Source organism: Flavobacterium salilacus subsp. salilacus, from assembly GCF_004634195.1.
Lineage (GTDB): Bacteria > Bacteroidota > Bacteroidia > Flavobacteriales > Flavobacteriaceae > Flavobacterium > Flavobacterium salilacus.
On the sequence record NZ_SKBP01000014.1, the window covers coordinates 23,356 to 48,030 of the forward strand.

At 42.0% G+C, this 24,675-nt stretch carries 24 protein-coding genes; 21 read left to right on the forward strand and 3 right to left on the reverse strand.

Translation table 11 applies throughout. The features are described from left to right. Window positions 1-59 precede the first annotated feature (59 nt). From E0W68_RS13155 to E0W68_RS13195, 9 genes are all read left to right on the forward strand, one after another. Window positions 60-1,064, forward strand: a complete 1,005-nt coding sequence (locus tag E0W68_RS13155; RefSeq protein ID WP_135219905.1) for an AAA family ATPase — start codon at window positions 60-62, stop codon at window positions 1,062-1,064. 105 nt (window positions 1,065-1,169) lie between these two features. After that, on the forward strand, window positions 1,170-2,033 hold the full coding sequence (locus E0W68_RS13160; RefSeq protein ID WP_135219906.1) for a DUF58 domain-containing protein: 864 nt from the start codon (window positions 1,170-1,172) through the stop codon (window positions 2,031-2,033). Window positions 2,034-2,061: 28 nt separating this feature from the next. Continuing rightward, a complete protein-coding gene (locus E0W68_RS13165) occupies window positions 2,062-3,684 on the forward strand; it encodes a hypothetical protein (RefSeq protein ID WP_135219907.1) in 1,623 nt (540 codons plus the stop codon). Between the two features lies 1 nt (window position 3,685). Further along, window positions 3,686-4,690: a vWA domain-containing protein gene (locus E0W68_RS13170; protein WP_135219908.1), complete on the forward strand. Its 1,005-nt coding sequence runs from the start codon at window positions 3,686-3,688 to the stop codon at window positions 4,688-4,690. Between the two features lie 2 nt (window positions 4,691-4,692). Further along, the gene (locus E0W68_RS13175; RefSeq protein ID WP_135219909.1) at window positions 4,693-5,727 is read left to right on the forward strand and encodes a VWA domain-containing protein; all 1,035 of its coding nucleotides are present in this window, start codon (window positions 4,693-4,695) and stop codon (window positions 5,725-5,727) included. After that, window positions 5,727-6,545 (forward strand): tetratricopeptide repeat protein, encoded by an 819-nt coding sequence (locus E0W68_RS13180; RefSeq protein WP_135219910.1) that lies wholly within the window; start codon window positions 5,727-5,729, stop codon window positions 6,543-6,545. Before E0W68_RS13175 ends, E0W68_RS13180 begins: the two co-directional genes overlap by 1 nt. Before the next feature lie 69 nt (window positions 6,546-6,614). Beyond that, window positions 6,615-8,375 (forward strand): BatD family protein, encoded by a 1,761-nt coding sequence (locus tag E0W68_RS13185; protein ID WP_135219911.1) that lies wholly within the window; start codon window positions 6,615-6,617, stop codon window positions 8,373-8,375. 612 nt (window positions 8,376-8,987) lie between these two features. Further along, window positions 8,988-9,368, forward strand: a complete 381-nt coding sequence (locus tag E0W68_RS13190; protein ID WP_135219912.1) for a GxxExxY protein — start codon at window positions 8,988-8,990, stop codon at window positions 9,366-9,368. 4 nt (window positions 9,369-9,372) lie between these two features. After that, window positions 9,373-10,119: a tetratricopeptide repeat protein gene (locus tag E0W68_RS13195; protein ID WP_135219913.1), complete on the forward strand. Its 747-nt coding sequence runs from the start codon at window positions 9,373-9,375 to the stop codon at window positions 10,117-10,119. 143 nt (window positions 10,120-10,262) lie between these two features. Here the strand turns inward: E0W68_RS13195 and E0W68_RS13200 are convergent, their stop codons facing one another. After that, on the reverse strand, window positions 10,263-10,844 hold the full coding sequence (locus E0W68_RS13200; RefSeq protein WP_135219914.1) for a CvpA family protein: 582 nt from the start codon (window positions 10,842-10,844) through the stop codon (window positions 10,263-10,265). 96 nt (window positions 10,845-10,940) lie between these two features. Between E0W68_RS13200 and E0W68_RS13205 the strand changes: the two genes are divergently transcribed. From E0W68_RS13205 to E0W68_RS13215, 3 genes are all read left to right on the forward strand, one after another. Further along, window positions 10,941-11,297: a hypothetical protein gene (locus E0W68_RS13205; protein WP_135219915.1), complete on the forward strand. Its 357-nt coding sequence runs from the start codon at window positions 10,941-10,943 to the stop codon at window positions 11,295-11,297. 83 nt (window positions 11,298-11,380) lie between these two features. Next, window positions 11,381-12,400 carry a phenylalanine--tRNA ligase subunit alpha gene (pheS, locus tag E0W68_RS13210; RefSeq protein WP_135219916.1) on the forward strand — a complete coding sequence of 340 codons (1,020 nt, stop codon included), beginning with the start codon at window positions 11,381-11,383 and terminating at the stop codon, window positions 12,398-12,400. Between the two features lie 16 nt (window positions 12,401-12,416). Continuing rightward, window positions 12,417-12,824, forward strand: a complete 408-nt coding sequence (locus E0W68_RS13215; RefSeq protein ID WP_135219917.1) for a hypothetical protein — start codon at window positions 12,417-12,419, stop codon at window positions 12,822-12,824. A 9-nt stretch (window positions 12,825-12,833) separates the two neighbouring features. Here the strand turns inward: E0W68_RS13215 and E0W68_RS13220 are convergent, their stop codons facing one another. Then, window positions 12,834-13,295, reverse strand: a complete 462-nt coding sequence (locus tag E0W68_RS13220; protein WP_135219918.1) for a DinB family protein — start codon at window positions 13,293-13,295, stop codon at window positions 12,834-12,836. Between the two features lie 96 nt (window positions 13,296-13,391). Here E0W68_RS13220 and E0W68_RS13225 point away from each other — a divergent pair, with 96 nt between their 5' ends. The 9 genes from E0W68_RS13225 to E0W68_RS13265 all read left to right on the forward strand — a co-directional run bounded on the left by E0W68_RS13225 (window position 13,392) and on the right by E0W68_RS13265 (window position 21,195). After that, window positions 13,392-13,748 carry an arsenate reductase family protein gene (locus E0W68_RS13225; protein WP_135219919.1) on the forward strand — a complete coding sequence of 119 codons (357 nt, stop codon included), beginning with the start codon at window positions 13,392-13,394 and terminating at the stop codon, window positions 13,746-13,748. Continuing rightward, entirely contained in the window at window positions 13,741-14,631 is an 891-nt protein-coding gene (locus E0W68_RS13230; RefSeq protein WP_135219920.1) for a DMT family transporter, read from the forward strand. The genes E0W68_RS13225 and E0W68_RS13230 overlap by 8 nt, the downstream gene beginning before the upstream one ends. 173 nt (window positions 14,632-14,804) lie before the next feature. Then, complete coding sequence (locus E0W68_RS13235) at window positions 14,805-15,662, forward strand: YicC/YloC family endoribonuclease (RefSeq protein WP_135219921.1); 858 nt, start codon at window positions 14,805-14,807, stop codon at window positions 15,660-15,662. A gap of 96 nt (window positions 15,663-15,758) precedes the next feature. Next, complete coding sequence (gene gmk / locus E0W68_RS13240; RefSeq protein WP_135219922.1) at window positions 15,759-16,328, forward strand: guanylate kinase; 570 nt, start codon at window positions 15,759-15,761, stop codon at window positions 16,326-16,328. A gap of 7 nt (window positions 16,329-16,335) precedes the next feature. Continuing rightward, on the forward strand, window positions 16,336-16,905 hold the full coding sequence (locus E0W68_RS13245; protein WP_135219923.1) for an acyltransferase: 570 nt from the start codon (window positions 16,336-16,338) through the stop codon (window positions 16,903-16,905). A gap of 11 nt (window positions 16,906-16,916) precedes the next feature. Continuing rightward, entirely contained in the window at window positions 16,917-17,501 is a 585-nt protein-coding gene (nadD, locus tag E0W68_RS13250; RefSeq protein WP_135219924.1) for a nicotinate (nicotinamide) nucleotide adenylyltransferase, read from the forward strand. Window positions 17,502-17,741: 240 nt separating this feature from the next. Next, a complete protein-coding gene (locus E0W68_RS13255) occupies window positions 17,742-18,902 on the forward strand; it encodes an iron-containing alcohol dehydrogenase (RefSeq protein WP_135219925.1) in 1,161 nt (386 codons plus the stop codon). A 271-nt stretch (window positions 18,903-19,173) separates the two neighbouring features. Further along, window positions 19,174-20,169 (forward strand): NAD(P)H-dependent glycerol-3-phosphate dehydrogenase, encoded by a 996-nt coding sequence (locus E0W68_RS13260; RefSeq protein ID WP_135219926.1) that lies wholly within the window; start codon window positions 19,174-19,176, stop codon window positions 20,167-20,169. A gap of 15 nt (window positions 20,170-20,184) precedes the next feature. Beyond that, window positions 20,185-21,195 carry a TerC family protein gene (locus tag E0W68_RS13265; protein ID WP_135219927.1) on the forward strand — a complete coding sequence of 337 codons (1,011 nt, stop codon included), beginning with the start codon at window positions 20,185-20,187 and terminating at the stop codon, window positions 21,193-21,195. A 471-nt stretch (window positions 21,196-21,666) separates the two neighbouring features. Here E0W68_RS13265 and E0W68_RS13270 read toward each other — a convergent pair whose 3' ends face one another. Then, window positions 21,667-24,504, reverse strand: coding sequence for a GH92 family glycosyl hydrolase (locus E0W68_RS13270; protein WP_135219928.1), 2,838 nt, complete (start codon window positions 24,502-24,504; stop codon window positions 21,667-21,669). Window positions 24,505-24,675: the final 171 nt, after the last annotated feature.

Here is a 24,675-nt window from a genome sequence, read left to right on the forward strand (position 1 = left end):
TTCCATTTGCTTCGTTACTTTAACATTATTAACTTCACACCACCAAAACAGATATACTTATGGAAGAAAATACTGCTGCTTTAGACATCAGGGCAATTAATGAAAAAATAGAGCGGGAGAGTGCTTTTATAGACCTCCTTGTTATGGAAATGAACAAGGTTATCGTGGGGCAAAAGTACATGATAGAACGCCTGCTTATAGGTTTACTCGGGCGAGGGCATATACTGCTGGAAGGTGTGCCGGGACTCGCAAAAACACTGGCTATTAACACGCTTTCTCAGGCGGTACACGGCAGTTTCAGCCGTATTCAGTTTACACCCGATTTGCTTCCTGCCGATGTAGTGGGAACAATGATATACAACATTAAGCAAAACGAATTTACGATAAAAAAAGGACCGATATTTGCCAACTTTGTCCTTGCCGATGAGATAAACCGAGCACCCGCCAAAGTGCAAAGTGCGCTGCTTGAGGCAATGCAGGAAAAACAGGTAACCATAGGCGAAGAAACCTTTAAGCTCGAAAAACCGTTTTTGGTAATGGCAACCATGAACCCTGTAGAACAGGAAGGAACCTACCCACTGCCCGAAGCACAGGTTGACCGTTTTATGCTGAAAGCAGTTATTGATTATCCTAAAATTGAAGACGAACGCTTGGTAATGCGTAACAACCTGAAAGAAGCTTTTGATAAAGTAAACCAGGTAGTATCTATAGAGCAGATACTGAGAGCGCAGCAAGCCGTTCGCGAAGTATATATGGACGAGAAGATAGAAAAATATATTCTCGACCTCATTTTTGCTACCCGTTATCCGGAACAATATAAACTGGAAAGCCTCAAACCGCTCATCAGTTTCGGGGCATCCCCACGGGGTAGTATCAACCTTGCCATTGCTGCAAAATGTTATGCCTTTATCAAACGAAGGGGCTATGTAATACCCGAAGATGTAAGGGCGGTAGTACACGACGTGTTGCGCCACAGGATAGGCATTACCTATGAAGCCGAAGCCGAAAACATAACATCGATAGATATCATTAACAAAATAGTGAATGAGGTTGAAGTGCCTTAAACCTCCCCCAACCCCTCCGAAGGAGGGGGGAGCAGGAGTGTTTAATAAATAATTTCAATATCAATCGTCAAATTCCCCTCCTTCGGAGGGGTTAGGGGAGGCAGGATGGATACAAAAGAGATACTAAAAAAAGTTCGTAAAATAGAAATTAAAACCCGAAGGCTCAGCGACCACATCTTTTCGGGCGAGTACCACACATCCTTCAAGGGGCGTGGTATGACCTTTAGCGAGGTGCGCCAGTACCAGTATGGCGACGACGTGCGGGCTATAGACTGGAACGTTACCGCACGCTATAACGAACCCCACATAAAAGTTTTTGAAGAAGAACGCGAGCTTACCATGATGCTCATGGTAGATGTGAGCGGTTCGGAGAGCTTTGGTACACAAAACAGCTTTAAAAAAGATATTGTTACCGAAATAGCTGCTACAATGGCATTTTCGGCAACGCAGAATAATGATAAAATAGGGCTGATACTTTTTTCCGACCAAATAGAACTTTATATACCACCCAAAAAAGGAAAATCGCACGTATTGCGCATCATCCGCGAGTTGATAGAGTTTCATCCAAAAAGCAAAAAAACCGATGTGGCGCAGGCATTAAAATTCCTTTCGGGCGTACAGAAAAAGAAAGCCATTGTTTTCCTGATTTCCGATTTTATAGCCGGAGATTATGAACATACACTCAAAATAACAGCAAAACGCCACGATATAACAGGCGTACGCGTGTATGACAGTCGTGAAGAAGAAATGCCCAACTTGGGTATTGTAAACATGACGGATGCCGAAACGGGCGAAACCACACTGGTAAACACAGGCTCTAAAGCCGTGCGCATGCAGTATGGGCAGTATTATCGGGATAAAGTACAGTATTTTAAAGAAACCTTTAGCCGTTGCGGAGCAGGTACGGTAAGCACGCGGGTAGATGAGTCGTATGTAACCAAGCTGCTTGGCTATTTTAAGGCAAGATAAATCACGGTGCAGCATAACTATGAAACACATGAACATAAATAAACTATACACCTTTCTTTTACTGCTGGTTACTACCGTTGCCTTTGCACAGCAACCCAAGGTAGCAACCAGTATCGACTCTACCAAAATAAAGATAGGCTCGCAGTTTAACCTTACCCTGAAAACTACGGTAGATACCACCGCAAGAGTAAACTTCCCCGAAGGGAAAAATTTCGGGCAGCTCGAAGTACTGGAATCTTATCCAGTAGATACCGTGCGTAAAGACGCGATGTATGAGCTGGTAAAAAAATACGGGCTCACGCAGTTCGACTCCGGGCGGTATGTAATTCCGCGACTGCCTGTGGTTATCAACAATAACACCATCCGTACCGATTCGTTGCTTATAGAAGTTACCCCTGTAGTGGTCGATACACTAAAGCAAAAAATGTACGATATTAAGGATGTCGCCACTGCCGAAAGTAAAGGCACATTGTGGCTTTGGATACTGATAGGCGTTGTAGTGGCTGCGGGTATTGCCTTTGGCGTTTGGTGGTTTATTAAAAAGCGTAAAAAACCACAACCCAAAGAAGAGGAAGTACATTATGCCTCACCCATAGAAAAAGCGACTACACAACTAAAAGAGTTAGAAAACAAAGCGCTCCTGCAAAAAGGAGCAGTAAAAGATTATTACAGTGAGCTTACCGACATTGCCCGTATGTATATAGAAGAAGCCATACACATACCCGCTATGGAAAGCACTACGGGCGAACTGATAGAAGCCATGCGCAACGCAGTACGCCGTAAGAACATGAAACTAAGTCAGGACACCTTTGAACAACTTGAAAAAGTGTTGCGTAATGCCGATTTAGTGAAATTTGCCAAAATGCGCCCGGTAGAATATGAAATAGCCGAAGACCGCAGCCGTATAGAAAAAACCATCGTAATAATAGACCGCAGCATACCGGTAGAGAATGAGGAAGATGAAGAACACACGCTGGCATGGCTGGAAGCACAACGCAAAAAAGAAAAACAAAAACACCGAAACCGCAATATAGTTATCACCATCGTTTCGGCAATAGTAGTGTTGGGAGCTGCATTCTTCTTCGTGGGCAGGAGCATCATGCGCGAATATGTAACAGGCATTCCAACCAAAGAACTGCTGGAAGGCGAGTGGGTAAAAAGCGCCTATGGTAACCCCCCCGTTATTATAGAAACACCTAAAGTACTGAAAAGGCAAGACCCGGAGCAAATACTGCCGGAAGGAGCTATGGCAATGTTTAAGGAAATGCAAATATTTACCTACGGAGCTATGGCAGACGATTTTTATGTAACCATAAACACACTGCGCTATAAACAGCAGGTAGAAATAGACCTTAATACTACGGCAGACGGCGCTATGAAAATGCTGGAAACACAAGGAGCGAAAGATATATTGGTAAAAACAGAAGAATTTAGTACAGAGGGGGGTATGCAAGGTTTGCGCGCCTATGGTACAATGTCGTTCCCGAACCCGGTTACCAAAAAAACCGCAAGAATGTATTATGAAATGATATTCTTTAAACAAAATAACGGCTTGCAACAAGTAACCATAATGTATCGCGAAGGCGACGAGTATGCTCCGCAATTATTAGACCGAGTTAAAAATTCTATTGAACTAACTAAGTTAAATTAAAATGGGAGATGTTACTTTTTTACATCCGGGTTTCTTTTGGCTGTTCCTGCTGTTGCCGTTGGCAATAGGCTGGTACATCTGGAAACGGAAACAACAATCGGCAACACTTACCATAAGTACGCTGCAAGGCTTTAAAGCCGCACCCTCATTATTGGCAAAACTAAAACCTGCACTTTTCGTCCTGCGCCTGCTGGCACTAAGCGCCATGATAGTAGCACTGGCACGACCCCGCAGTGTAGATGTAAGCAGCAAAACCAAAACCACACGCGGTATAGATATTGTTATGGCAATGGACGTATCGGGCAGTATGCTGGCAAAAGACTTAAAACCAAACCGACTGGAAGCCCTTAAAGAAGTGGCGGAAACCTTTGTAGATAACCGCCCGAACGACAGGATAGGACTTGTAGTATATGCCGGAGAAAGCTATACCAAAACCCCAGTTACCAGCGATAAAGAGTTGGTAAAACAAGCCATAAAATCAGTTGAGTATGATGATACGGTACTGCAGGACGGTACAGGAATAGGCGTAGGGCTTGCCACCGCCATAAACCGCCTGAAAGAAAGCAAAGCCAAAAGCCGTGTTATTATTTTGCTTACCGATGGCGTAAACAATGCAGGCTTTATAGACCCGCGCATGGCAGCCGATATTGCCAAAGAATATGGCATAAAAGTATATACCATAGGTATTGGGACTAACGGTAATGCACAGTTCCCGTATGCCAAAACAGCCGACGGGCGTTTTTTATATCAAATGATGAAAGTAGAGATAGACGAAGGCTTGATGAAAGAAATAGCTAAAAAAACAGACGGGCAGTACTTCCGAGCGACGAGCAACAGCAAGCTGAAAGCTATTTATGACGAAATAAACAAGCTCGAAACAACCGAGATAAACGAAATGAAATTTTATAATTATGACGAGCGGTACCGCCCTTGGGTACTGGCTGCCTTAGGCTTGCTGCTCGTTGAGGTGTTGTTGAGGAAAACTATTTACAGAAGCTTTATTTAATTATGTACGAATTAGACGAATCAAAATACCTGTATTTATTAGGCATCATTCCGGTGCTGGTACTGCTGTTTTTGCTCAACCTGTGGTGGCAGCGCAAAAAACAGCGCGAGTTTGGTAACCCCGAACTGGTAAAAAAACTCACTCCCGAGCGTTCGGTATTTAAACCCGCATTAAAACTGATAGTCCTGCTTTTAGGATTGTCAGGCATAATTATTGCACTGGTAAACCCCAAAATAGGAACAAAAACCGAAACGGTAAAACGCGAGGGAATCGACATTGTTTTTGCCATAGACGTTTCTAAAAGTATGCTTGCCGAAGACGTTGCGCCCAACCGTTTGGAGAAAGCCAAGCAAATAGTATCGCAAACCATAAACCAACTGGGTAACGACAGGATAGGTATAGTAGGTTATGCAGGGAGTGCCTACCCCGTATTGCCCATAACGTCAGATTACAGCGTGGCAAAAATGTTCCTGCAAAGCATGAATACCGATATGGTATCATCGCAGGGAACAGCCATAAGCGATGCCTTAAAACTTGCCGGTACTTTTTTTGACGACCCGCAAACCAGTAAGCTGGTAATATTAATATCTGACGGAGAAGACCACGGCGAAGGCAGTGCCGAAGCCGCGAAAGCAGCCCAAGAAGCGGGTATTAAAATCATTACCGTAGGGGTAGGAACAGAAAAAGGCGGACCCATACCGTTAAAACGAAATGGCATAACCCAAAGTTTTAAGCGCGATAACAATGGCGATGTGGTAGTAACCAAAATGTATCCGGAGCAGTTAAAAACCATAGCCGATATAACCAAAGGCGGTTATATATACGGCAGCAGCACCCGAGAAGTGTCAGACTACGTAAAGAATGCATTGGAGAATATCGAGAAAACCGAATTTGAGTCCAAAGAAGTATCGCTCTACGAGTCGCAATTCCAGTGGTTTTTGGGTGCAGCATTTGCATTGTTGTTTTTAGAGCTGTTCCTGCTGGAACGCAAAACAGCATGGATAAGAAAATTAAACCTGTTTAACGAAAAAGAATAATGAAAGTAAAACTTACCTACATACTGCTGTTTTTTACAGTATTCGCTTTTTCGCAGGAAAAAGAAAAAAGCAAAGACAAATATTTGCCGAAAGGCAATGACGCTTTTGCAGAGAAAGATTATACATCTGCTGAGGCTGATTACAGAATATCACAATCTAAAACCCCTGCAAATGCTGATGCAGCCTACAACTTGGGTAATGCTATTTACAGGCAGGGGCAGTCAGGCGAGTCGATGTATGCCTATCTAAAGGCGATAGAAAACGCACAGGATAAAACCCAAAAACACAAAGCTTTTCATAATCTTGGCAATGCTTTAATGAAAGAGAAAGATTATCAGAATGCGGTAGAGGCATATAAAAATGCATTGCGCAATAACCCGTATGATGAGGAAACAAGATATAACTTTGCGTTGGCAAAAGAAATGCTGAAAAATAATCCGCCGCCCCCACAGCCACCTAAAGACGACAAAAAGGACGATAAGAGTAAGGATAAAAACAAAGACGACAAGAGCCAGCAGCCTAAAGATGACAATAAAGACAAAGGTGACCAAGGCGACCAGAAGGATAAGGGCGACAAGGGTGATGAAAAGGATAAAGGCGGTAAAGATAAGGGCGACCGGAAAGATAAAGGCGAAGGCAAAGACAAGGAAGAAAAAGGCGGAGAAGGGAACGAACAGGAACAAGATGCACCAAACCCTGACAAACAGCGTATGAAAAACCTGCTGGATGCCATGAACAACGAAGAGAAAAAAATTCAGGATAAAATAAATGCCAAAAAGGTAAAAGTACAACCCAAACAACAGGAAAAAGACTGGTAACAGTTGTACCGCGATTGCGACTAATTTGAAAAACGGTATAGTATTCAGATGTAAGGATTTGATAAAACAATGAGAAAGTATCTACTATTAGTATTACTATTTTGCTTGCAAGGCTTTTATGCTCAGGAGGTAGAGTTTACGGCTAAGCCCAGTAAAACTACATTGGGCATTAACGAAAAGCTGCGGGTGGAGTTTACCATGACCAAAGATGGCGATAACTTCAATCCGCCCTCTTTCCAGGGGTTTAATGCCGCCGGGCCCAGCCAAATGATAAGCAACTCATGGATAAATGGTAAGCGTAGCTTTAGTAAAACCTATACCTACGTGCTTACACCCACAGCGCGGGGTACATTTACCATAGGGCAGGCAAGCATAGACATAGATGGCGAAACGTATAAAACCATTCCGTTTAAAGTTACCGTTACGGCAGCCGTAGCAGGAGCAAATGACCCTGATGCCCCGATAACCGAAAACGCCGGTAAGGGCATACATGTAGTGGCAGAGGTGAGCAAAACCAACCCCTATGTAAACGAGCCTATTACTGTGGTGTATAAGCTATACGTTAGTCAGGATGCCAGCGTGCGCGGTACACGCCAAATGGACATTCCGCAGTTTAATGATTTTTGGAGTCAGGATATAGAAACCGACAGCCGTTCGGTACAGCAAGGTATGTACAATGGCGAAAACTACCGTTATATCGTATTAAAGCGGGTAGTATTGTATCCGCAAAAAAGCGGAAGGCTCGAAGTTGAACCGTTGAGCATGGAACTTACTATTGATGTACCTACGGGCAGGCGCGACTTTTTCAACCGCCCGTTAATGACACAAACAACCAAAGTAATGTCATCGGGCTCTAAATACATCAATGTTAAACCATTACCTGAAAAAGGTAAACCTATAGACTTTAGCGGTGCGGTAGGTAGTTTTGATTTTAAAGTTACACCATCAAAAACTACGTTGAGCAATGGCGAATCATTACAGCTAAATGTAGAAGTTTTGGGTAAGGGTAACTTAAAGCTGTTCAATCTGCCAAAGCCTGTTGTGCCATCAGCATTAGAAATGTACGACCCTGAGCATAAAGAAAAAATATCCATACCACTTTCAGGTATGCAGGGCAGTATTTCGGACAACTACGCCATTATCCCGCAGAATAAAGGAAAATATCCCATTAAGGCAATGACATTCTCGTACTTCGACCTTGCTTCAGGCAAGTACAAGACCATTACTACCGATGAGATAATGATAGATGTACAAAGCGTGCCGGGCACTTCGGCAGGTAACGAAACCACATCATCATCGGGAGTAAACAAACAGCCTGTACAAACCACCGAGCAGTTCCGCTTTGTAGCGTTGGATACCAAGCTGCAACCTATCAATAAAAAGCCGTTTTTCGGCTCTATGTTGTTTTACATACTGCTTTTTGTACCGTTCCTGCTCATTCCTGTTATTATGCTGCTGAAAAAGCAAAAACAGGCACGCGATAACGATGTTACGGGCAACAAAATAAGGAAGAACAATAAACTGGCTAAGAAATACCTATCTGAAGCTAAAAAGCATTTGGGCAACAAAGAGCCGTTTTATGTAGCACTGGAAAAAGCATTGCACAACTTCCTGAAAGCAAAACTGAATATAGAAACATCTGAAATGGCAAAACCGAATATTCAGGAATTACTGGAGTCGCGCGGTGCAAAACCCGAAACAATAGATGATTTTATCAAAATAATGAACAGTTGCGAGTTTGCCCGCTATGCCCCATCATCGGGCGCAGCAATGCAGCAGGATTATGATAATGCAGTGAGCGTAATAACTAAGTTGGAGAAAGAAATTTAGAGCCTGTAACCACAAAGTTCACAAAGAATGCACAAAGCTCTCAAGTTATAGTTTTGCTTTGTGTACATAGTGTAAAACTTGGTGCTCTTAGTGGTTAAAAGTTAAGATTATGAAATGTGGTAATTATAACCACAAAGGGCACAAAGATGTCACAAAGTCCTCAATGGTTATGTATTTCTTTGTGAGCATCGTGTAAAACATGGTGTTCTTAGTGGTTAAAAGTTAAGATTATGAAACGCAGAGTAAGTATAACCACAAAGGTCACAAAGATATCACAAAGCCCTCAAGGTTTATGATGTTTCTTTGTGAGCATCGTGTAAAACATGGTGTTCTTAGTGGTTAAAAGTTAAGATTATGAAATGTGGTAATTATAACCACAAAGGTCACAAAGATGTCACAAAGCCCTCAAGGGTTATGTATTTCTTTGTGAGCATCGTGTAAAACATGGTGTTCTTAGTGGTTAAAAGTTAAGATTATGAAATGTGGTAATTATAACCACAAAGGGCACAAAGATGTCACAAAGTACTCAAGGATTATAAATGCTTCTTTGTGAGCATCGTGTAAAACGTGGTGTTCTTAGTGGTTAAAAACAAGTGCTTTTTTGTAAAGAAAATGACAGAAAACGAAATATCGAGAATTGTATTTAACAGTGCATTAAAGGTACATCAGGCATTAGGTCCCGGTTTGTTGGAGAGTGCTTATTGCGAGTGTTTATGTTATGAACTAAACAAGACAGGATTGTATGTGGAAAAGCAAAAACCTTTGCCACTAATTTATGAAGAAGTTAAGCTTGATGCAGGCTACAGAATTGACATAATGCTTGAAAATAAATTTATAATTGAAGTAAAATCTGTTGACCAATTAAATGATATTCATCTGGCACAATTGCTTACATATTTAAAATTATCTGATTGTAAGCTTGGATTGTTAATTAATTTTAATGTGCTCTTGATAAAAAATGGTATCAGGAGAGTTATTAATGGTACATTATAAAAAAATGAAAAAGTTACTATACCTATTAGCAGTTTTATTTGTGGCACAAGGTTGGGCACAGTCCGCTTTTGATGAGGGTAACACCCTGTATAAAGACGGCAAGTACAGCGAAGCCGCCAAGAAATACCAAAGTATTTTAGACAATGGCGAGCAGTCGGCAGAGGTATATTTTAATCTGGCAAATGCCTATTATAAAATGGATGCCGTAGCACCGGCAATATATAACTACGAAAAAGCATTATTGCTGAAACCCAATTATAAAGATGCCGAGATAAACTTAGGCTATGCCCAAAAAATGGTTATCGACGATATACAGGCTGTACCGCAAGTAGGCTTTAGCAAAATAGTGTACAACTTTACGGGAGCATACCATTATGATGCTTGGGCATGGGCAGCGGTAGCAGGCGCAATATTGTTCCTGCTGTTTTTTATAGGCTATTATTTTGCAGGCACTACAATGGTAAAACGTATCTTTTTTGCGGGAATGTTTATAGCATTGTTAAGTATTGTAGTGGCAATACTTTCGGCTGTATTCGTAAAATCGGAAGAAGCGAAAGAACGCCCCGCCATAGTATTTGCCGAAGTAGTATCAGTAAAAAGCGAGCCTTCGGAAAAAATAGGCGATGCCTTTATACTGCACGAGGGCACAAAAGTGTTTGTAACGGAAACCCTGGGCAACTGGAAAAAAATTGAACTTGCCGACGACAGCGAAGGCTGGATAGAAAAAGATGCTATTAAAGAGTTGAAATAGTCTTCTAAAAGTCGAAAGTTATAAAGTTTTTAAAGTCGTAAAGTTGAAAGTTTGATGTCCGAAGTCAGGATGTTATTGCGAGCATAGTGAAACGAAGCGAGGCAATCTAATACAACAGAAGATTGCTCCTCGCAATCCGGGAGCTAAACACTCCTGTCAAGCCCTTCAATAGGGTTGTCATCCTGTTCCTGTTCGGGAATTTCAGGTTCTTCCGTCTCAGTGTTCTCTTTCCAGAAACTATCTGCCCATTTGGAGAATAAAGGCGAAATAGTACCGTAAACCTTTAGCAACGGGTTATAGCAATACGATTCGTTTAAATCGTTCTTATCCGCCAGTGTTTCTTTATGGTTTATCCTTGAGAAGATATGAGCCAACAGGCTTACTATAATCAACCATTTTAAAAACCCGAAAACACCGCCCAGCAGTTTATTGAGCCAGCCCATCATGGCAAAACTCGCCAGTTTGGTAAACAGCTTGCCCAGCAGTATAACGGCTATTACCGCAAGTATAAAAGTGAGTATAAAAGCAATAATCCTGATGGGTTTACCCTCCCAGTGCAGGTAGCGGTTAATAACCTGTATCATGTAGCCCGAAAGCATTATGGCAGCATAAATACCCAGCAGTATAGACAGTAACGAAGCAAGCTCAGAGAAAAAACCCTTCCATACCCCACGAATAAACCCGTAGACCAGCACACAGCCTATAATGATATCTACTACTGCCATAAGCGCAAATATAACCCTCCTGTGTAATAATTCAAAAATAAAAGCCTTTCGCCTGTTAACTTTCAACTCACTATCTTTGCGCAATAAATACGATATATGTCAAGAGACGAACAACTGAAAGAACGCTGGGAACAGCTTGTAACCATATTATCCGACCGTTTTGCCGATGGCGATACGCTGGATCTCGATGCCATTATATACCTGATAGGCGTGCAGGAGCTGGGGAAATTTAACCGAAAATTTAAAAAAGACGAAAAATTAAACCTGATGCACATAGCCATTTGCCGACTGCTTGAACCCTACGGCTACTACGAATTTGAACTTTTTGATGACGAAGGCTGGCCGCACTATACCGTAAAAGAGCAATTACCACCCCTAAAAGCAGGCGAACAAAGCGTACTGATGAAAGGCGCGATAGTAGATTATTTTTTAGAGAAGGGGCTTATTAAGTAAATACGAGCATACAATTATACAACATAAATTGGTGGCACAGCATTTTTAAAATACCTAAATTTGCCATTCATTACTGATTAACAATGATAGAAGATATTAAAGGTTATATAGCCGAAGCCGAAGCGTTCACTACGCAGAACAAAGAAGAACTGGAAGCGTTCAGGATTAAATACTTAGGTAAAAAAGGAATATTAAACGACTTTTTTGCCGAATTTAAAAATGTACCTAACGAGCAGAAAAAAGAGTTTGGGCAGGTAATAAACAACCTTAAAAAAACCGCCGAAGACAAAGTAGCAACCCTACAGGAAGCTATGGAGAGCAAAGAAGAGGCAAAAGGCATTTATGGCGATTTAACCCGCCCCGGAGAACCTTTTACAATAGGTTCGCGCCACCCGATATCCATTATTAAAAACCAAATTATCGATATTTTTGCCAACATCGGCTTCAACGTGTCCGAAGGACCCGAAATTGAAGACGACTGGCATAACTTTACGGCACTAAACCTGCCGGAATACCACCCGGCACGCGATATGCAGGATACCTTTTTTATACAAACCAACCCGGATGTGTTGTTGCGCACGCACACCTCATCCGTACAGGTGCGCTATATGGAGGGCAACAAACCGCCCATCCGTACCATATCACCGGGAAGAGTATTTCGTAACGAAGCTATATCGGCGCGTTCGCACTGTATTTTCCACCAGATAGAAGGACTTTATGTTGATAAAGATGTATCGTTTGCCGACCTGAAACAAACGCTTTTATACTTCACAAAAGAAATGTTTGGCAAAAGCAAAATACGCCTGCGTCCGAGTTATTTCCCGTTTACAGAGCCCAGTGCCGAGATTGATATTTACTGGGGGCTTAAAACCGAAACCGATTACCGTATTACCAAAGGTACGGGTTGGCTGGAAATAGGCGGTTGCGGTATGGTTGACCCTAACGTACTTAAAAACTGCGGTATAGATGAAACCAAGTACAACGGCTTTGCTTTTGGTATGGGAGTAGAGCGTATAGCTATGCTTCAGTATCAAATAGGCGACATACGTATGTTTTATGAAAACGACGTACGTTTCTTAGAGCAGTTCAAATCGAGTATATAAAACAGGGCATTTTTACATGAAAAAAGACATTCATATACCTAAAGTAGAAAATGTATATGTAGCAGCAATGCAGGAATGGAACGACGACTTTATGGAGAACACGTGGTATGCCTATTTGGTAAACGACGGTGCCGAAAAGCTGGAGTCCGTTATTGTAGTGTCAAGCGCATCGGGTATGCTTAATGGCGAAGAGCGCAGGACATCCAAACTACGCCACGACTTTATTGAAGTATTGCCCAATACCGCCGTACGCATAGAGATGATAGAAAACAGTGTACTGCAACTGAATAACAGCTTTATGGTTACTTTTTTTAAAGGCAATACACTATATGATAAAAACTTTGTGTTTAAAGCCAACACCATATCGGCAGATAACTTTCAGGAAATCCCCGTTATTTATAAAGACGGTGTTTTACTGAAATAACTCTTGTTTTTACAGATACTTTTTAATGCTCAATATACAGCCCAAGTGCGTGCCTTCGTGAAAGTTGTTAAACTCCATGCCTTCCTCTACAGTATGCAGGGTATAGCCAAACTCGGTAGTATATTCTTTATATCCTTTAAAAAGTCCGTTTTTATAGTCGGCTTCCGTTTTATCAATAGTGGTAAAAAGTAATTTTTTTAGCTCCGTTACCTCCTCGGCAGTTACCTCGCGTTCGGGGCGCGTTCCTCTCATGTAGCTTTTTACCATTTCATCGCTCACGGTCATTTCCTCAGGAACTCCCGAAAGCGCATACACAAGGCGTTGTTGGGAAACAACTACATGGGCAATGTTCCAGTACATATTATTATTAAACCCTTCGGGTATTTTGTTAAGCTGGTCTAAGGTGTAATTTTCTAAATAACCAAGCAGTATTTCCCTGCTTCTTCGGGTGATGCTGAATGTGTATTCCATTGTAAAAATTTTTATAAAAATACACTTTTTGCAGATGCGGGCTATATTTATACCCCCTAATAAATACCTTTGCAGCATTTACAGCAAACACGTATTATGAAAACCATATTTTACCTGAAAACCTGCGACACCTGCAAACGCATCATAAAAGCATTACCCAATATTGAGGGCTTTACACTACAGGATATTAAAAACGAACCCATAACGGTAAAACAGCTTGAAGAAATGCACCGGCTGGCGGGCAGTTACGAAACACTCTTTAGCCGTAGGGCAACCCTGTATAAAGAGCGCGGACTTAAAGATATGGAGCTTAACGAAGCCGACTATAAAGGCTTTATCCTGGAACACTATACTTTTTTGAGCCGCCCCGTAATAGTAGATGACGAAAACATATTTATAGGCAACAGCAAAGCCGTAACCCAAGCCGCCATAGCCCACCTAAGCAATGAGTAAGCGCAACCTTGCCCTTGTTGCCGCAACACTGGTATCAGTTATATACGGGGTAACCTTTACCATTGCCAAAGATGTAATGCCTGCCTACATAAGCCCCTTTGGGTTTATAGTAGTGCGGGTAGGTATATCGGCCGTATTGTTTTGGCTGGTGGGGCTATTTGCTGCTAAAGAAAAAATAGCCCTGAACGATTTTCCGCGCATTGTAGCTGCTGCCTTTTTTGGCGTAGCCTTCAACATGCTTACCTTTTTTGAAGGGCTTAGCCAAACCTCGCCCATCATGGCATCGGTGCTCATGGTTACCACACCCATTATTGTGCTCATACTTTCAGCCATAATAATGAAAGAAAAAATACTGCGCAAAAAAGCCATTGGTATAGTGCTGGGGCTTACAGGCACAGTAGTACTCATATTATACGGCAAGTCAGTAGTCGGCGCAGAGAATGCCCTTTGGGGCAATTTTTTAGTGTTTATTAATGCCGTTTCCTACGGTTTGTACCTCATTATGGTAAAAAAACTGATGGATAAATACAGTGCCTTCGCTTTTGTAAAATGGATATACCTTTTCGGGTTCATTATGGTGCTGCCTTTTGGCTGGCAACAGCTTAGTGCAGTACACTGGGCAATAATGCCGCAGGACATTTATGCTAAAGTAGCCTTTGTAGTAGTGTGTTCTACATTTTTAACCTATTTGCTCAACCTGCTTTCCATGAAACAACTAAAACCCACTACCGTAGCCGTATTTATATACCTGCAACCCTTTTTTGCCACACTGTTTGCCATAGGGCTGGGCAAAGACAAGCTGGATGTAGTAAAAGTACTCTCGGCTTTACTAATATTTACAGGGGTATATTTGGTAACCATCAAACCGAAAAAGGCGGTATAGTTGGATAGAGAAATCTTTTTCCCTGCTGTCATCCTGACGAAGGAAGGATCTCACAAAAGAGGTGTAGTTCCTCAGCATAACAAAACGCTTTGAGGCATCAGGGAAACAACAACCCAAATCGGGCAACTGTAGCCACCATTTTTTTCTTAACTTTGTGCCTCTAAAATTTTTACATGATACAATCCATGACCGGGTTTGGCAAAGCCTCTTTGCAATTACCCAATAAAAAAGTTACTGTCGAAATAAAATCGCTCAACAGCAAAGGGCTCGACCTTAATGTGCGTATGCCTTCCGCTTTTCGCGAAATGGAGCTCACGCTCCGCAACCGCATTGCACAGGCATTGGAGCGCGGTAAGGTAGATTTTTCTATGTTTGTTGAGGTTACCGGCGAAGAAACCTCATCAAAAGTAAATGCACCTATTGTAAGAGCCTACATTAACCAACTTCGCGATGTGGTAAATGGCGATGAAACGGAATTACTGAAAATGGCGGTGCGCATGCCCGATGCCCTGAAAACCGAGCGGGAGGAAATAGATGAGGAGGACTGGAATCAGATACAGGAAATTATAACCCAGGCGATAGAAAATATACAGAGTTTTCGTGTTAGCGAAGGCGTGGCGTTGGAGAAAGAATTTATCATGCGCATAGGCAACATCATGAGCCTGATGAAAGAAACGGTGGGGTATGATACCGAGCGTATAGAAAATGTAAAAAAGAGATTGCAAACGGCAATAGACGAACTAAAGGTAAATGTAGATGAAAACCGTTTTGAGCAGGAACTCATTTACTATCTTGAAAAAATGGATATTACCGAAGAAAAAGTACGTTTGGAAAACCACCTGAACTATTTTATGGAAACCCTGGCGGGTAATGAGGCAAACGGGCGCAAGCTGGGCTTTATTACACAGGAAATGGGGCGCGAAATAAACACCATGGGCTCTAAAGCCAACCACGCACAAATGCAAAAGCTGGTAGTGCAGATGAAAGACGAGCTGGAAAAGATAAAAGAACAGGTATTAAATATCCTATAGTTAAAAGCCAATAGGCAATAGCTATTAGGCATAATCAATAAACCATCCGTAACGCCTCCTCTTTGGGGAGGATGGGAGGGGCTATAGCAAAACATAATGAATAAAGGCAAACTAATAGTATTCTCGGCACCTTCGGGTTCGGGTAAAACCACCATAGTACGACACTTGTTGCAACACCCGGAACTGAATCTGGAATTTTCCATCTCGGCAGCCACACGCAGTCCGCGAGGCGAAGAGCAGCATGGCAAAGATTACTATTTTATGAGTATCGAAGAGTTTAAAAAACACATCAAGGCAGAAGATTTTGTAGAGTGGGAAGAAGTGTATCGCGATTGTTTTTACGGTACGCTGAAAAGCGAAGTAGAACGCATTTGGTCGCACGGCAAAAACGTAATTTTTGATATTGATGTGGCCGGCGGACTGCGCATCAAAAAAAAATTTCCCGAAGAAACCCTTGCCGTATTTGTAAAACCACCCAGTGTGGATGAACTGAAAATTCGCCTTAAAAAACGCAGTACCGAGAGCGACGATAAAATCAATATGCGCATTGCCAAAGCCTCTATAGAGCTTGCCACCGCACCGCAGTTTGACACGATTATAAAAAATTATGATTTAGAAATTGCCCAGCAGGAAGCCTACCAACTGGTAAAAGATTTTATTAAATAATTGCTGTATGAAAAGGAAAATCATCAACCGTATTAAAGCTATCCTGAAACGAATACTGGGTATTCGCGAAATTAGCATGGTAGATGAGCTTAAAAGAAAGGGGTTTACTATTGGCGAACGCTGTAACATTCAGCCCGAATGCATTATAGACTATTCCCATTCCTGGCATATAGAGCTGGGCGATGATGTTACCCTTGCACCCCGAGTACACATTTTGGCACACGATGCCAGCACATGGACGTTTTTAGGATATACCAAAATTAAGAATACCAAAATAGGCAGCCGTGTATTTATAGGAGCTTCCAGTATCATACTGCCGGGCGTTACCATAGGCAACGATGTTATTATCGGGGCAGGGTCGGTAGTGGTTAAAGATATTCCGGATAATTGCATTTATGCAGGCAATCCGGCAAAGTTTATTACCACCACCGGCGAATATATCGAGAAAGAAAGGCAGAAAATGAACAGCGAAAACTGTTTTGGACGCGAATTTTCGGAAGCGAATGATGTGAGTATGGAAAACAAAATGCTGATGAAACGAATGGCAGAGCAATACGGAACAGCATTTGCCGAATAATAGAGAAAGAAATGAAAGTAGGGCTTTACTTCGGGACATTTAACCCCATACATATAGGACACCTCATTATTGCCAACCACATGGCAGAGTTTACCGATATGGATCAGGTTTGGATGGTAGTAACCCCCCACAACCCCCTGAAAAAGAAAAGCACCCTGCTGGATGATTATCACCGCCTGGAAATGGTGCACCTTGCTACCGAAGGGTATGATAACATACGCCCCAGCGATATCGAGTTTAAGTTGCCCCAGCCCAACTATACCGTAAACACACTGGCACATTTACTCGAAAAATACCCAATGTACGAGTTTTCGCTCATTATGGGCGAAGATAACCTCAACTCGCTGCACAAATGGAAAAACTACGAAGTGCTGTTGCAAAACCACGATATATACGTATATCCCCGCATTAACGGAGAGGTTGCCAATGAAGAACTGATTGCCAACCCAAGAGTACACCGCATTAATGCCCCCGTTATCGAGATATCCTCAACCTTTATCCGAAATAGTGTAAAAAAAGGCAAAAACGTACAGCCCCTGCTCCCGCAAAAAGTATGGGAGTATATAGACCACAACCTTTTTTATAAAAAGTCATAAAGTCATAAAGTCATAAAGTCATAAAGTCATAAAGTCATAAAGTCATAAAGTCATAAAGTCATAAAGTCATAAAGTCATAAAGTCATAAAGTTGTAAAGTCTTAAAGTTACTCACTGCGACTGTAAACTGTAACTGAACACTACGACTATCATGCTGAGGCACGAAGCACCTACTTACTCTTAACATTCCTTTATCATCTCAAAGCAGCATTATTCGTAGTTTTGCATAAAAATATACATTATGCTAAATTTCGAATACTATAACCCTGTAAACCTTGTATTTGGTAAGGGACAAATTGCAAAACTATCTACACTTATTCCGCAGGATGCCAAAGTACTTATGGTATATGGCGGAGGCAGCATTTTTAAAAACGGAGTACACGAGCAGGTGGCAACCGCGCTTAAAGGGTATAACATTACCGCGTTTGGCGGGGTAGAACCCAACCCGCGTTTTGAAACCCTCATGAAAGCCGTACAGGTGATAAAAGAAAATAATATCGACTTTATCCTTGCCGTAGGCGGAGGGTCGGTAATAGACGGCGTAAAATTCATTTCAGCAGCAGTCAATTATGAGGGCGATGCAGCAGAGATATTACGCAAAAGATTGCGCATAGAAGATAACGCCCTGCCTTTCGGCACAGTGTTAACCCTGCCGGCTACAGGCAGCGAAATGAATTCCGGCTCGGTAGTAACCATCGATGCAACGCAGGAAAAACTGCCTTTTGGCGGTCCCGCGCTATTCCCGCAATTTTCAGTATGCGACCCTTCGGTAGTAGCATCGTTACCCACACGCCAGGTGCAAAACGGTGTTATAGATGCCTATACCCACGTGTTGGAACAGTACCTTACCTATCCGCACGATGCTATTTTGCAGGACAGGATAGCCGAAAGCATACTGCAAACGCTTATAGAGGTGGGGCCTAAAGTAGCCGAAAACCCTGCCGACTACAAACTGGCAGCCAACTTTATGTGGAGCTGTACTATGGCACTAAACGGACTGATACAAAAAGGTGTGCCTACCGACTGGGCTACGCACATGATAGGGCACGAGCTTACTGCGCTTTACGAAATAGACCACGCTCGCACGCTGGCTATTATAGCCCCAAACCTGTACCGTGTGATGTTTGACACCAAGAAAGAAAAGCTGGCACAATACGGGCAGCGCATTTGGAATATTAATGCCGATACTGTAGAAGAAGCCGCAACGCAGGCAATAGAAAAAACAGTACAGTTTTTCCATACTATGGGGATGGATACCAAACTGTCTAACTATACGCCTGAATATGAAAAAACCGCCGATTTTATCGTAAACCGTTTTGAAGAAAGGGGCTGGAAAGCATTGGGCGAACGCCAAAATATTACACCGGATAAAGTTAAGGCTATTGTAGAGCTAAGTTATTAAAACGAAAAAAGGCACTCCCTGTGTGGCAAGGAATGCCTTTTAAACACCAAAAACAAAAAATTTAACTAACCTTGTAATCCTTTTGCCTAAACAAAATTCTATATGATAACGGCACGTTGTTTTTGAAATTGCCTGTATATTCATAATAAAATGTTAATCTTTTTTTCTGAATATCACATCATACTACCTTCCGTAAATCTTAAGAAATTGATTGTTATTGGTACATGGTATAAATTTTAAGTACTTTTGGCATTCCAAACATAAATTGAAGATGAATGATACTCCAAAGTTCGCCGTTATAGGTGGCGGAAGCTGGGCTACTGCTATAGCGAAAATGCTATGCGAAAATGTGCCGGAGATTGCCTGGTATATGCGAAACGTATATGCAATAGAGCATATAAAACTGCAAAGGCATAACCCTAACTACTTGAGTTCTGTAGAATTTGATACTAAAAAATTAAGGCTTACCAATGATATTAATGAGGCAGTAGCCTATGCCGATTATATAATATTTGCCATACCCTCTGCTTTTTTGAGTGGCGAGCTTGAAAAACTGACCGAAAGTCTGGACGGTAAAGTAATTTTCTCGGCAATTAAGGGTATAGTGCCCGAAACGAACCTTATTGTAGGCGAGCATTTTCATCAGCACTATGGTGTGCCCTATGAAAATATAGGGGTGCTTACAGGTCCCTGCCATGCGGAAGAGGTGGCGTTGGAAAAATTGTCTTATCTTACCGTAGCCTGTGGCGACCAAAAGAAAGCCAAAATAATGGGCAAAAATTTGGAGAGTCATTATATCAACACTAAAATATCTGATGATATTATAGGTACAGAGTATGCCGCAATGCTTAAAAATATTTATGCCATTGCTGCCGGTATGGCGCACGGGTTGGGCTATGGTGACAACTTTCAGGCACTCTTGATGAGTAATGCCATACGCGAGATGAAAAAGTTTATCCGTAAAGTGCATCGCATGAAGCGTAATATTAATAACTCTGCCTATCTGGGCGACCTTTTGGTAACAGGTTATTCCGTATTTTCACGCAACAGGTTGTTTGGCACCATGATAGGGAAAGGTTATACCGTAAAATCGGCAATGATGGAGATGAATATGGTAGCCGAAGGGTATTATGCCACTAAAAGTGCTTATACACTAAATAAAGAATATGGGGCAAAAACGCCTATTATAGATGCTGTGTATAGCATATTGTATGAAGGTAAGGATGCCAAAAATGTATTTAAAAAATTAACCGAAAAGCTGGATTAACACGCACATACTATAATGGACCACTTAATAAATCATCCGGGATTAATTGTAGGATTTTCTATAGTAATAATCATTATGCTCCTGCTCGACCTCGGTGTTTTTAATAAAAAAAGCCATGAGGTTTCTAATAAAGAAGCTTTAATATGGTCTGTAGTATGGATATCGCTCTCCATGCTTTTCAGCGGGGTTATATACTGGATAGTGGGTTGGGAAGCCTTCACACAGTTTCAGAGTGCCTACTGGATAGAAAAAGCCCTCTCGGTAGATAACCTGTTTGTGTTTATCATGGTTTTCGGGTTTTTTAATGTACCCAAATACCTGCACCATAAGGTGTTGTTTTGGGGTATTATAGGAGCACTCATTTTCAGGGCAATATTTATTTTTACAGGCGTAGAGCTTATTAATATGACTTACCTGCCCGAAATGGATATTTTGGGGGTGCAGGATGTAGAAATCAATGTTATATTGTCGTTGTTTGGTGTTTTTTTGCTTGTGGCGGGCATCAAGTCGTGGTCGGCACAAGAGGATACGGATGAGAATAAAGATTTTACCAAAAGCCCAGGGGCAAAACTGGTGTACCGCTTTTTTAACGTAACCAAAAATTTTGAAGGCGACCGCTTTTTTATTTACGAGCAAGGCAAGCGCATTGCAACACCACTTTTTGTTGTGGTTGCCGTTATAGAGTTTACTGACCTTATTTTTGCCGTAGATTCAATCCCCGCCATATTTGCCATAGCTCCTGACGACCCGTTTATACTTTATACTTCTAATATCTTCGCCATACTTGGACTAAGGGCTTTATATTTCCTGCTCGCTAACTTTATGCACATGTTCAGCAAGCTGCACTATGGCTTGGCGGTTATATTGGCTTTTATAGGTGTAAAAATGCTTATCAGCCCTTTTTACCATATATCTTCGCCGTTATCGTTGGCAGTAGTAGGCGGAATACTTATTGTTTCGGTAGTCATCTCGTTTATGTTCCCTGCTCCGCATGAGGAAGATGAGGGTATTGAGGGGAAAGAATAAGTTATATATCTATCGGAACGCTGATGACACGGATTGGGCGGATAAAAGCGGATTTGTTTTGTCATTCTGACGAAGGAAGAATCTAATCTAAGAAGATGCTTCGTACCTAAGCATGACAGCATACGAACGAGTTTGAATTTTATAGTTATATATTTATCGGAACGCTGATGACACGGGTTGGGCGGATAAAAGCGGATTTGCTTTGTCATTCTGACGAAAGGAAGAATCTAAAAAAAGATGCTTCGTCCCTCAGCATGACAGCATACGAACGAGTTTGAATTCTATAGTCATATATTTATCGGAACGCTGATAACACGGATTGAGCAGATATAAGCGGATTTGCTTTGTCATTCTGACGAAGGAAGAATCTAAAAAATACTTCGTGCCTCAGCATGATAAAACAGTAGTCAGTAGCAGTATTATAGTTTACCTATAAAGGCTTTACGGCTTTATAAACTTTCAACTTTACGACTATTCCACCGTTATTTCATCAATAAAAATAAACGCTTCGCCACCATGTCCCTGATGCCACTCGGGTAGTGTACCGTAGTTATACGCTTTTACTTTTATATAGCGTGCCGAAACATTTTCCGGATTTGTACCAAAATCAGTAACCTGTACCGCATAGTCCTGTGGCGCTATAGTATTCTCTATAGTGTCTATCAGCGTGAAATTTTTATTATCATCAGAGGTATAAAATTCTACTTTCGTGGGCATTAAAATCCATGACCTGCTATCTTGCAGAAAGCGAGCAGCGATGTTAGTAACAGGTATTTTCTTTTGCAAGTCAATAACCGCTTCAAAATCCTGCCCCTGATAGCCCTGCCAGTCGCCCTTGCGCCAGTTACCGTCACCATGAATGCCATCGATGAGTCCTTCGGCACCGCCGGCATGATACTGCGGGTTGTATTCCGATTTTATTGCAATAGTATAATCATTCGGTTTCTTAACAAAGTTAGCCGTAACAGGGAGGCTTATGGTTCTGCCCACCTCGGCATACGCGCGTATTTCGCAGGTTTCGGTAACCTCAAATGGCGCGGTATATTCCTGAAAATCCCTGCTTTCGTTTTCATTAGACGGCGTATTGATGATGTAATACATTTTTTCTGCCCCGAAAGGAGCTTTTAATGTTACTGTTGTTTGATTTTTAAATGATTTTCCTGCTGCTTCTATAACCGGAACCGGAATAATATCATCGTAAGGCTTTATTGGTTCATAATAATGATGTCCTTCCCAAGTATATTGTTCATTAGGGGTATCTATAACACCAAGAAGGCTTCGACTGGTAGAAGGCTTTAAAATCCTTTGACTTTCATCTGCAAGGTGTATTGCAATTTTATCAAAAAAAGGCATTACAGTATCCCATCCGTTTTTGCCAGGGGTAATATCATATATACCCATACTGCTCAATACATACCAGGCACTCATCTGTCCGCAGTCCTCATTACCAATAAGCCCGTCGGGACTGTTTTTATAAAAGTTGTTGAGTATGTAATGTACTTTCTCTTTTGTTTTTTCGGGCTTACCTACATAATTATACAGGTACGCCATGTGGTGGCTTGGCTCGTTGCCATGGGCATATTGCCCTATCAAACCTGTAACATCTACTTGTTCGCGCCCTGTGGTTTGGCTTGGGGCATTAAACATTTCGTCCAGTTTTGCCTCAAAGGCTTCGTTACCGCCATAGGCTTCAATCATACCAAAAATATCCTGCGGTACAAAAAAGCTATACTGCCAGCTATTGCCTTCGGTAAAGCTGTTGTTTACCTCGCGTGGGTCAAAGGGTTTGTCCCATCCGCCATTCTTTTTAGGGCGCATGTGGTTGGTTTCGGGGTCAAAAATATTTTTCCAGTATTGCGAGCGTTTCATAAAGTAGTTGTAGTCATCCATTTCGCCCAGTAGCATTGCCATTTGGGCAATACACCAATCGTCATAAGCATACTCCAGTGTTTTCGATACGCTTTCGTGCTCATTGTCTATACTGATATAACCCTGAAATTTATAGGCATCCAGCCCTAAATGGTTGAGCATGGCACTATGCTTCGAAGCCTCAAAGGCTTTTTTGTAATCAAAACCCTCGACGCCTTTTGCCATAGCGTCGGCAATTACCGATACGGAGTGGTAGCCAATCATACAGTCGGTTTCGTTACTGGCAAGTTCCCAAACGGGTAGTCGCCCGCCCTGCTCATATTGTGTTATAAAGGTATTGATGTAATCTGCCGTCCGTTTTTTGTCGATAAGGGTATATAATGGGTGCGCCGCACGGAAGGTATCCCAAAGGGAAAACACGGTATAGTAATCAAAGCCTTCTGCGGTGTGTATTTCGTTGTCCCTGCCTCGGTATTTGCCATCTACATCCATAGCAATATTAGGTTGCATCATGGTGTGGTACAGTGCGGTGTAGAAAATGGCAAGTTTATCCTTGTCGGATGAAGTGACTTCTATTTTAGAAAGTTCTTCATTCCAAAGTTTTTCAGCCGCTTTTTTGGTTTTTTTAAAGTTCCATTTCGGTAGTTCGGCTTTCATGTTTTTGGCTGCGCCTCCATAGCCTGTAGGCGAAAGGGCTACTTTTACCAATAGTTTTTCGTTCTTTTTTACATCAGTACTAAAGCTGATGGCGAGAAGTGAACCTGCAAAAAAGGTATCGGTAGTTTTAGCAGGGGCAAAGGCATTGTTGTTTACCGCAGTAACGGTCATGGGCTTGCTGAACTCTATACGGGCATATACATACTGGTCGCGTGCCCATGCTTCGCTGTTGCGCAGTACCTCAATAGTTTTACTATCTATGATGCGTACTTCGCCCATCAGCAGGTGGTCGCGGTGGTTCAGGTCGAGGATAATATTTGCCTGCCCTTTTTTGCTAAAGGTATATTGGTGCAGCCCGACACGCGGGGTAGTGGTAAGCTCTGCTTGAATGTCATCATCGACCAGTTTTACAGCATAATACCCTGCCGAAGCATTTTCATTAGCATGAGAAAAGGTAGAGGAATATGCCTCTTTATCAAGGTTGGGTTCGCCCATAGTAGGCATCAGCATAATATCGCCGTAGTCTGATACGCCCGTTCCGTTAAGGTGGGTGTGCGAAAAACCGTAAATAACATTATCCGAATAATGGTAACCGCTGCATCCGTCCCAACTGCCGTCTATACGGGTATCAGGGCTTAGCTGTACCATACCATAAGGTACTGTAGCTCCGGGGAAAGTGTGCCCGTGCCCGCCTGTACCGATAAATGGGTTTACATATTTTGCATAATCCTGTGCGGAAACGGTAAATGAGCTTATGATGATGAGGAAAAGTAGCTTTTTCATTATGTTGCTGTAATTTCAGCTAAGATAATAAAAAGCATAACAGGCATTATAACGGTTTTTTTGTCATTACTTCATCAATTCGGGCTTTGCCCTCGTGTCTGACGAAGGAAGAATCTAATCTAAGTGAGATGCTTCGTATTGCTGCATGACAGCATACGAGTTTGAATTTTC

Bases quoted from the DNA above. Each gene is read 5' to 3' on its own strand.
- E0W68_RS13230 (WP_135219920.1), top strand. From the start codon at position 13,741: ATGAGTAAGCGCAACCTTGCCCTTGTTGCCGCAACACTGGTATCAGTT.
- E0W68_RS13220 (WP_135219918.1), bottom strand. From the start codon at position 13,295: ATGGAATACACATTCAGCATCACCCGAAGAAGCAGGGAAATACTGCTT.
- E0W68_RS13200 (WP_135219914.1), bottom strand. From the start codon at position 10,844: ATGGCAGTAGTAGATATCATTATAGGCTGTGTGCTGGTCTACGGGTTT.
- E0W68_RS13235 (WP_135219921.1), top strand. From the start codon at position 14,805: ATGATACAATCCATGACCGGGTTTGGCAAAGCCTCTTTGCAATTACCC.
- E0W68_RS13260 (WP_135219926.1), top strand. From the start codon at position 19,174: ATGAATGATACTCCAAAGTTCGCCGTTATAGGTGGCGGAAGCTGGGCT.
- E0W68_RS13165 (WP_135219907.1), top strand. From the start codon at position 2,062: ATGAACATAAATAAACTATACACCTTTCTTTTACTGCTGGTTACTACC.
- E0W68_RS13185 (WP_135219911.1), top strand. From the start codon at position 6,615: ATGAGAAAGTATCTACTATTAGTATTACTATTTTGCTTGCAAGGCTTT.
- E0W68_RS13270 (WP_135219928.1), bottom strand. From the start codon at position 24,504: ATGAAAAAGCTACTTTTCCTCATCATCATAAGCTCATTTACCGTTTCC.
- E0W68_RS13170 (WP_135219908.1), top strand. From the start codon at position 3,686: ATGGGAGATGTTACTTTTTTACATCCGGGTTTCTTTTGGCTGTTCCTG.
- nadD (WP_135219924.1), top strand. From the start codon at position 16,917: ATGAAAGTAGGGCTTTACTTCGGGACATTTAACCCCATACATATAGGA.
- E0W68_RS13225 (WP_135219919.1), top strand. From the start codon at position 13,392: ATGAAAACCATATTTTACCTGAAAACCTGCGACACCTGCAAACGCATC.
- E0W68_RS13175 (WP_135219909.1), top strand. From the start codon at position 4,693: ATGTACGAATTAGACGAATCAAAATACCTGTATTTATTAGGCATCATT.
- E0W68_RS13245 (WP_135219923.1), top strand. From the start codon at position 16,336: ATGAAAAGGAAAATCATCAACCGTATTAAAGCTATCCTGAAACGAATA.
- E0W68_RS13195 (WP_135219913.1), top strand. From the start codon at position 9,373: ATGAAAAAGTTACTATACCTATTAGCAGTTTTATTTGTGGCACAAGGT.
- E0W68_RS13205 (WP_135219915.1), top strand. From the start codon at position 10,941: ATGTCAAGAGACGAACAACTGAAAGAACGCTGGGAACAGCTTGTAACC.
- E0W68_RS13155 (WP_135219905.1), top strand. From the start codon at position 60: ATGGAAGAAAATACTGCTGCTTTAGACATCAGGGCAATTAATGAAAAA.
- E0W68_RS13255 (WP_135219925.1), top strand. From the start codon at position 17,742: ATGCTAAATTTCGAATACTATAACCCTGTAAACCTTGTATTTGGTAAG.
- E0W68_RS13265 (WP_135219927.1), top strand. From the start codon at position 20,185: ATGGACCACTTAATAAATCATCCGGGATTAATTGTAGGATTTTCTATA.
- E0W68_RS13180 (WP_135219910.1), top strand. From the start codon at position 5,727: ATGAAAGTAAAACTTACCTACATACTGCTGTTTTTTACAGTATTCGCT.
- gmk (WP_135219922.1), top strand. From the start codon at position 15,759: ATGAATAAAGGCAAACTAATAGTATTCTCGGCACCTTCGGGTTCGGGT.
- E0W68_RS13160 (WP_135219906.1), top strand. From the start codon at position 1,170: ATGGATACAAAAGAGATACTAAAAAAAGTTCGTAAAATAGAAATTAAA.
- E0W68_RS13190 (WP_135219912.1), top strand. From the start codon at position 8,988: ATGACAGAAAACGAAATATCGAGAATTGTATTTAACAGTGCATTAAAG.
- pheS (WP_135219916.1), top strand. From the start codon at position 11,381: ATGATAGAAGATATTAAAGGTTATATAGCCGAAGCCGAAGCGTTCACT.
- E0W68_RS13215 (WP_135219917.1), top strand. From the start codon at position 12,417: ATGAAAAAAGACATTCATATACCTAAAGTAGAAAATGTATATGTAGCA.